Source organism: Thermococcus sp. (assembly GCF_027066465.1).
In the GTDB taxonomy this organism is placed as follows: Archaea; Methanobacteriota_B; Thermococci; order Thermococcales; family Thermococcaceae; genus Thermococcus.
In genome coordinates this window covers 1-6760 of record NZ_JAMONU010000169.1, presented here as the reverse complement: position 1 = coordinate 6760, position 6760 = coordinate 1, and the positions used below count along the sequence as shown (strand labels likewise).

The 6760-nt window shown below is 52.7% G+C and carries 9 protein-coding genes; 5 read left to right on the top strand and 4 right to left on the bottom strand.

Features of this window, described 5'->3' with window-relative positions; translation table 11 throughout:
- Positions 1-782: DUF354 domain-containing protein (locus MVK46_RS08345; RefSeq protein WP_297536218.1), on the top strand; the 782-nt coding region annotated here is incomplete at its 5' end.
- Here MVK46_RS08345 and MVK46_RS08340 read toward each other — a convergent pair.
- Positions 693-1247 (bottom strand): stage II sporulation protein M, encoded by a 555-nt coding sequence (locus tag MVK46_RS08340; protein WP_297536217.1) that lies wholly within the window; start codon positions 1245-1247, stop codon positions 693-695. The two genes, MVK46_RS08345 and MVK46_RS08340, sit on opposite strands and share 90 nt — an antisense overlap.
- A 3-nt stretch (positions 1248-1250) precedes the next feature.
- Positions 1251-1529, bottom strand: a complete 279-nt coding sequence (locus MVK46_RS08335; RefSeq protein WP_297536220.1) for a lipoate protein ligase C-terminal domain-containing protein — start codon at positions 1527-1529, stop codon at positions 1251-1253.
- 69 nt (positions 1530-1598) lie between these two features.
- Between MVK46_RS08335 and MVK46_RS08330 the strand changes: the two genes are divergently transcribed.
- From MVK46_RS08330 to MVK46_RS08320, 3 genes are all read left to right on the top strand, one after another.
- Entirely contained in the window at positions 1599-3521 is a 1923-nt protein-coding gene (locus MVK46_RS08330) for an arginine--tRNA ligase (RefSeq protein WP_297536219.1), read from the top strand.
- A 180-nt stretch (positions 3522-3701) separates the two neighbouring features.
- Positions 3702-3920: a DUF5646 family protein gene (locus MVK46_RS08325; protein WP_297536216.1), complete on the top strand. Its 219-nt coding sequence runs from the start codon at positions 3702-3704 to the stop codon at positions 3918-3920.
- On the top strand, positions 3917-4132 hold the full coding sequence (locus MVK46_RS08320; protein ID WP_297536215.1) for a type II toxin-antitoxin system RelE/ParE family toxin: 216 nt from the start codon (positions 3917-3919) through the stop codon (positions 4130-4132). Before MVK46_RS08325 ends, MVK46_RS08320 begins: the two co-directional genes overlap by 4 nt.
- A gap of 58 nt (positions 4133-4190) precedes the next feature.
- Here the strand turns inward: MVK46_RS08320 and prf1 are convergent, their stop codons facing one another.
- On the bottom strand, positions 4191-5438 hold the full coding sequence (gene prf1, locus MVK46_RS08315; protein ID WP_297536214.1) for a peptide chain release factor aRF-1: 1248 nt from the start codon (positions 5436-5438) through the stop codon (positions 4191-4193).
- Positions 5439-5526: 88 nt separating this feature from the next.
- The gene (locus MVK46_RS08310; RefSeq protein ID WP_297536213.1) at positions 5527-6090 is read right to left on the bottom strand and encodes a hypothetical protein; all 564 of its coding nucleotides are present in this window, start codon (positions 6088-6090) and stop codon (positions 5527-5529) included.
- A gap of 72 nt (positions 6091-6162) precedes the next feature.
- On the opposite strand from MVK46_RS08310, the gene MVK46_RS08305 reads away from it, so the two are divergent.
- A partial coding sequence (locus tag MVK46_RS08305) for a hypothetical protein (protein ID WP_297536212.1) occupies positions 6163-6760 on the top strand: 598 nt, incomplete at its 3' end.

Here is a 6760-nt window from a genome sequence, read left to right as displayed (position 1 = left end):
AAAACAAGCTCATACTCCCGTTCACCAAGTTGCTCATCTACCCCAAGGCCATAGACGCCTACGACCTCCTCAAGTGTGGCGCCGACCCCAACGGGATGAAGCCGATAAACGGCTTCTCGGAGCTTGCACACCTCTACGGTTTTAAGCCCGACACAGGGGTTCTCAGGCAGCTTGGACTCAAGAAAAACGGGTACATTGTTATGAGAACGGAGCCCGTTAAGGCCAACTACTTCAACGGACCTGAGAAGAGCGTTCTCGAGGACGTGATACCCCTTCTTCCGGAGATGCCGATAGTCCTGTTCCCAAGAACCGAAGAGCAGAAAAAGAGGTTTGAGAGGTTTGATAACGTCATAATCCCCGAAAGGCCCCTTGACAGCCTCAGCCTTCTCTACCACGCGAGGCTCATGATAGGCGCGGGCGGAACGATGAACAGGGAAGCGATAGCCCTCGGCACGCCAACGATATCCACGTACCCGGGCAAGCTTCTGGCGGTTACCAAGTGGCTCGTTGAGCTGGGTCTTGAGTTTCACTCGACAGACCCGGTTGAGGTCGCCGATATCGCCGAAAAGCTGACCTTCCTCAACGGGAGTTACAGGAACTACCTGAGAAGTGTTGTCTCAGGCATGGAGAACCCGATGGAAGTAATACTGAGGGAGATAGAGGCCTATGAAGAGAGCGGCAGTTTTGTAACGTCACCCGATTCCGGCGACCTTTGGAGTTATGTAGGCCTCGATGAAAGCCGCAAGCAGGAGCATGGCAACGGACACGAGGTAAAGCTTTAGCGCAACCTTCATTCCCTTTTTGAAGCCGTGCCCCGGGTTTTCCGCCCTTCTTATCTCCCTGTACCAGAGTATTCCTCCCGTTCCGGCGAGGATAAACGCCGGGATTTCCACAACACCATGGGGAACGAGCGCGAGGGCTATCTTCTCGAGCGGAAAACCCTTCCTTCCGAAGTAGCCAACGACAATCCCAACGACGAGCCCGTTGAATCCAACCATCAGCCACGGCCCTATTCCAAAGAACAGGCCGGAGAGAGTTACCATGGCTGCGACCGTTGTGTTGTGAAGGAATATCCTGAGGAAATTCTGAAAGGGAGAAGGCGACAGCGTTCCTATGCTCTGGGCTATCCTCTCAACGAGCTTCCCGACGGTTGATGTGTCCGCCACCGCCCACGCTGTTCCTACGAACAGGCTCAGGAAAAACGCCCCAAGGAGCAGACCAAACGTTCTCCTTATTTCACCCAACACCCTTCACCCTTTGATAGCTTTCTTGAGGGCAATCTTGAAGTCCTCAACGTTCACGTAGGGCATCTCCACGTCGAGACGCATCGCGAAGAACTCGTCGATTATGTGCTCAAGCTCCTCTATCCTGTGCCCCTCGAGTCGTTCCTCAAGTTCGTGTATCGTTTCTTCAGGATGCACGAAGAAGTCTCCCGTAATCTTAACGTGCTCGGCAACGCCGTTCTCCTCGTCGAACTCAATCCTTATGAGACCCTTCTTGGCCTTGTGCTCACCGATGTGGTGCTTCATACCCATCCCCGTTGTAAACTCGCGGGAGAACTTTTTAAAGGTTAGGTAGTAGTGCCGGCGGTGGTGAAGATGGTCTATAAGGAGATACAGGAGAGGGCGAGGCTTTCCCTACAGAAGGCACTGGACGAGATGCTCACCGAGGCCGGAAAGGAGTGGAGCGGTGAGATAGTCTTTGACGATACGCCAAGCCTTGAGCTCGGCGACTTCGGAACGGCCATAGCGTTTCAGCTCGCGAGGGTCTTTCGAAAGGCCCCGAAGCTCATAGCGGAGGAACTCGTCGAGCGAATCGAGAAGCCCGAGGGCATAGTCGAGATTAAAGCGGTTAACGGCTACATCAACTTCTACGTTGACTACTCCTACTTCGGGCGCGAGCTGGTTAGGGAAATCCTTGAGAAGGAAAGCACCTACGGTGAGAGCGAAATCGGGAGGGGTAAAAAGGCCATCGTCGAGCACACCTCAGTCAATCCGACCAAACCGCTCCACATGGGGCACGCGAGGAACGCGGTTTTGGGCGACACGATGGCGAGAATAATGAGAAAGCTCGGCTACAAGGTTGAAGTTCAGAACTACATCGACGACCTCGGAGTGCAGTTCGCGCAGGTTCTCTGGGGCTACCTCAACATGAAGGAGGAGCTCGAAAGGATTGAGGCAGAGCTGAGGGAGAAGGGCCTGAAGGAGGACTTCATAGACCACGTCATGGGTCTGCTCTACGTGGAGGTTAACAAAAAGCTTGAGGAGAACCCCGAGGTGGATAAAGAGGTTCGCGAGCTCATGAAGAAACTCGAAGAGGGAAACAACGAGATAGCCGAAATCGGAAGAAAATTGGCGGAGCGCGTCGTTAAAGCTCAGATGCTCACAACCTACAGAATGGGCATCGCCTACGACCTGCTCAGCTGGGAGAGCGACATAATGCGGAGCGGAATCTTCGAGGAGGCCTACCAGCTAATCGAGTCCAACGAGAACTTCTTCTGGGGGAAGGAGGGCAAGTACAAGGGAGCGTTTGTAATGGACCTCAGAAAGCTCTTCCCTGACATGAAGAACCCGTTTCTGGTTCTCAAAAGGAGCGACGGAACGGCAACCTACACCGGCAAGGACATAGCCTATCACCTCTGGAAGTTTGGCAAGGTGAAAGCTGATATGCTCTACAAGCTCTGGGACAGGGTTGAGAACCACGAGACGTGGACAACTGCCCCTGATGGCGAGGAAATGCCCGGCAGGTTCGGCAGGGGGGACATCGTGATAAACGTCATCGGAGCGGAGCAGAGGCACCCCCAGATGGCGATTAAGTACGCTCTCCAGCTCCTCGGCTTCAAGGAAAGCGCGGAGAACTTCCACCACCTGGCCTACGAGCACGTTGTCAGACCAGAAGGTAAGTTCTCGGGCAGGAGGGGAACGTGGGTCGGCTTCACCGTAGATGAGGTCCTCAACGAGGCCGTTCAGAGGGCGAGGGAGCTGGTCGAGGGGAAGAACCCGAACCTAAGCGAAGAGGAGAAGGACAGGATAGCCGAAGCGGTTGGAGTCGGCGCGGTTCGCTTCAACCTCGTCAAGTACAGCCCGGACAAGGTCATAACATTCCGCTGGGACGATGTGCTCAACTTCGAGGGGGAGAGCGCGCCGTACATACAGTACGCCCACGCCCGCTGTGCCTCAATCCTGAGGAGGGCAGGGGAGAGCGGAGTCGAGACCGACTGGAAAGCTTTGCTTGAAAAGGCCGACTTCTCGAAGCTCACCCTCCGCGAGAAGGAGCTCATAAAACTCCTCGCGGAGTTCCCGAAGGTAATAGAGAGCGCGGGCAGGGACATCAAGCCTCACCTGATTCCGGCCTACCTCAACGAATTGGCCTCGCTCTTCAACAAGTTCTATATGGACCACCCGGTGCTTAAAGCTGAAGAGGGAATTAGAGAAGAGCGCCTGCTCCTCGTTCTGGCGGTCAAGCAAGTGCTCAGGAACGGACTGGAGCTACTCGGCATAGAGGCGCCGGAGAAGATGTGAGGGTTATCCCCTATTTCTCTTCTACACTACAGCTGGCTAAGTATCGCCCCCGATACTAAGTATCGGTACCGGTACTTAAAGGTTCCCAAAACGATGTATAATTTCGTTGCATCATTTGGTTGAGCGAATCGAGGGGAAAATTAAAATATCATGCCCGAAAGAATTTGAAGCGGTGGGAACATGGAGAGGGTAAGCGACACTAACGTGCGGTATGTTATGGAGGAGCTTGAGCGTCTGAAGGTGGAAATCCAGCGTCTTGAGGCTATGCTGGTTCCCATTATGAGGGCTGAACTCTCCGATGAAGAAATTGAGGAGATAGAGAGGGAGGCAAGAGATTTCAAGGAAGAGGACTGGATTGACGCGGACGAGCTTGAGCGGATTCTGGAGGAGGACTCATGACTTTCGAGGTCAAAATAAAGAAAGAGGCAGTTAAGGCTCTGAAGTCCTTACCAAAGGCCAACCTCAGAAAATTTCTGGAGTTAAAAGACGCACTTAGATATGAGGCGGTTCCTAGGGACAGATTTGATATAGTCAAACTTAAAGGCTCCGGAGACCTTGATATTTATCGTGTTAGAATCGGCGAATACCGCATTATCTATTCTGTGAACTGAAAGGCTCATAGGATTCTAATCCACAAGGTTAAGAAAAGGGAGGACGCCTACAAGTAGCTCAGTGAATCTTGTACCTCAGGAACGCGCCGAGGCCTCCAAAGGCCTTGTAGAACTGCTGGCCCTCCTCGGTGTCGAGGGAGATTATCTCCACGTTCGAGCCGGCTTCCTCGGCCATCTTGATGAGCTCCTCCGCGACGTCCCACTTCTCGAAGGTTATGTTCTGACTGCCGCACTTCGGGCAGTGGGTCAGCTTCTTCTTGTAGACGTGGAACTCTCCCTCGCTCATCGTTTTCTCCTCGCTCCAGCCGCAGTTGTTGCACTTGGCCTTGACGCGGACCTTGTCGTAGCCCTCGCTGATGAGGAGCGTATCAACGGCGCCTAGCTCGAGGGCCTGGCGAACCTCCTTCTCACCGTAGGTTATCATCCCCGTGTCCTTGACGAGGTGCTTGAAAAAGTCTTGAATAAGCTTCTTTTCCTTTACGGCCTCGTGGTCTTTGAGAATGTCACTGGCCTTCTCCACAAGCTCCCTTAGGCCGTACTCGCCGTGGTAGCTTATGTCTACGACGCCAATAATCTTCTTCTTGAGCTCGTGGTGGAGATAGTCACCCTCAACGAACTCCTCCTTGGTCGGTCCGGGACCGCCTATGATGATTCCCCTCAGCTCACCTTTCTCAAGGAGCGGGAGAAATGCCTGATTGGCGTGCTCGCCGATGCGCTTCATGAACTCGTGGGTTTCCTGCTCGCGAATTCTCTCGTAACGCCTCGCCGACTGACCTCCGGCCCTTGTCTTTCCGGGAACGTTCGAGGTGAGCTCGTCTATGACCTCAATCCTCTTGCCCCGGAGGAGCCCGATGGTGGCCTCGTTCTTCTCGACGGTTATGAGACCGTACGCATCTTTAACGCGGAGCATCTCTTCGAGAGGTTCGGTGACAAAAGTTTGGTCACATCGGTAGAGGCGAACCTTAAGCGGTTCGGGCGGAACTATTGCCCAGAGTCTTATGTCGCTTACCCCCTCCTGCTCGCTGACGTTGCCGACGAAAAGGGCGAGGCCGTTCTCTGGAGTTTTTCGGTAGAGCTTGAGGTGTTGCATGGCCCTCTCAAGCGCTCCGAGAACGTTCTTTCGAGTTGACTTGCTCTTGATGTTCTGGGCCGTTCCGTACTCCTCGCGGAGTTGCTGCATGACCTTGTTGATGTCGTAGCCGGCCGGGATGTAGAGGCTCACGAGCTCAGTTGCTCGACCTCGATAGCTTTTGAGTTCCTCAACCTTCTTCTTCAGCTCGTACATTTCAGCGGATTTATGAGACATGAACGTTCACCTCCAAAACTTTTGACCTATATAACTGGGCAGAGTAGGCCCGTTATAAATGTTTGGGGAGGAGATACACAGAAGAGCCCTAGGATATCCTTTCGAGGGTTTCTCTCGCTATCTGGCCAAGGGGAATCCACTTCTTGCCCTCAAAGGGCAGAACTACCTTATCCTCAACGTTCACGAGTTCCTCAACTAGGGGCTTGAGTTCCCTAAGTCCAAGCTCACCTATGACAACGAGCAGGAAGCCTTTCTGGTCCTTTGTTCCCTCTCTCAGGCTTTTCTTTATCTCCTCAACAATCCATCCACGATATCTGCCGACGATTTCTGGGTATTCTTTGATGAGGCCGTAGGCGAGCATCATGGCGTTTTCTCTGATGTACGGGTTCCTGCTGTGGACGAAGTTCATAAGTTTTTTGAAGGATTCTTCGTTTATGTATTCCTTCAGGACGTTCTTGTCGGTTTCAAGAATCTGCGTGATTGTTAGCAGTGCGTCGCCTACTATGCCCGGGTTCTGGTCGTCGAGTAGTTCGAACAGCGCCCTCATCGTCTTCTTGTCTTTGAGGGCTTCCTGAACGAGTAAGTCGAACTGTCCGTTCTCAAGCATCTCTCGAACCTTCTTCTTTTTGGAACCAAAGCCGAAGAGCGGCATTTTTCTCACCTTTCTACTATTTTCCATCACTTTTATAAATATCTTTTGCCATTCCAATCTTTGATGGGCTTTATGGCTAAATCAGTTTCGTTCACGGAGCTTGAAATCAGGATTGGCCTTACTGCTATCCTTCTATCCCTGTCGGTCGTGTTTCACAGCTCATACGCGGCTTTCTTTGTGCCGGCCATCCTGGGCTTTAACCTTCTCAGATATCTTCTCCCCAAAGAGCGCTCCCTTTTTGAACTGCTCTCCCTTAGTCCCGCTGTGGGCTTCTCGGTTTTGATAATATTGTTCTACGTTAGTAGCCTTCTTGGGGTTGGGGTTAAAGAAGCCGCAACCTTTTACACTCTTATTGTCATTGTTTCGAACTTCCTTCCCTCAAGCGGGAGAGGCTTTAACGTCCCTCTCAGGGACGTTTTGAAGTTCCTCCTTCCAATCACAGCGGTCGTTTTGGTGCATTTCATTGCGTATACCTACCCAACGGACAACGTTGATAACTTCTTCCATGCGGTTAAGATTCGATACACACTTCTCTCGAACTCCATGTTTCCCCAAGGGGCGCCGTTCCCCTCGGTTAGGGGGTACCCCGGAGGCTATCACGCCGTAGTGTCGTATATGGTTATCCTCACAAAATCAACGATACCCTTGGCCATGAAAGACTTTCGGGTTC

What these genes read in the sequence shown, in the direction of transcription:
- MVK46_RS08335 (WP_297536220.1), bottom strand. Translation starts at nt 1,529, where the DNA reads ATGAAGCACCACATCGGTGAGCACAAGGCCAAGAAGGGTCTCATAAGG.
- MVK46_RS08330 (WP_297536219.1), top strand. Translation starts at nt 1,599, where the DNA reads ATGGTCTATAAGGAGATACAGGAGAGGGCGAGGCTTTCCCTACAGAAG.
- MVK46_RS08325 (WP_297536216.1), top strand. Translation starts at nt 3,702, where the DNA reads ATGGAGAGGGTAAGCGACACTAACGTGCGGTATGTTATGGAGGAGCTT.
- MVK46_RS08320 (WP_297536215.1), top strand. Translation starts at nt 3,917, where the DNA reads ATGACTTTCGAGGTCAAAATAAAGAAAGAGGCAGTTAAGGCTCTGAAG.
- prf1 (WP_297536214.1), bottom strand. Translation starts at nt 5,438, where the DNA reads ATGTCTCATAAATCCGCTGAAATGTACGAGCTGAAGAAGAAGGTTGAG.
- MVK46_RS08310 (WP_297536213.1), bottom strand. Translation starts at nt 6,090, where the DNA reads ATGCCGCTCTTCGGCTTTGGTTCCAAAAAGAAGAAGGTTCGAGAGATG.